General features: G+C 57.1%; 1 pseudogene. It reads left to right on the forward strand.

Annotation, left to right across the window (positions count from 1 at the left end):
• Positions 1 to 303: pseudogene (locus WG8_RS28240) on the forward strand (adenosine deaminase); the annotation flags it as partial.

The following is a 303-nucleotide window of genomic DNA, read 5'->3' on the forward strand; positions in this document are numbered from 1 at the left end:
ACCATTGCAGCAGGACAGTTGGTAGCGGAGTACGGCCAAATGGTCGCTGACTGGGAGAGCTTCGTGTATCCTGCAGAAGTGATGGACACGGTCAATCTGGGGCACGAGCTGAGTGCTGCGGATTTCCGCATTGCGGCTCCAGTACAGGAGGGGAATGTACCTGTACGGGTGATTCGTGTCACGGAAAATCACGTGGACACGAAGGAAGTACGGATGACCGTTCCGGTCCGCGGAGGCGAAGTCACGGCAGATCCCGCGCAGGATTTGTGCAAAATAGCCGTTTTCGAGCGGCATCACGCCAGT

Source organism: Paenibacillus sp. Aloe-11 (genome assembly GCF_000245715.1).
Lineage (GTDB): Bacteria > Bacillota > Bacilli > Paenibacillales > Paenibacillaceae > Paenibacillus > Paenibacillus kribbensis.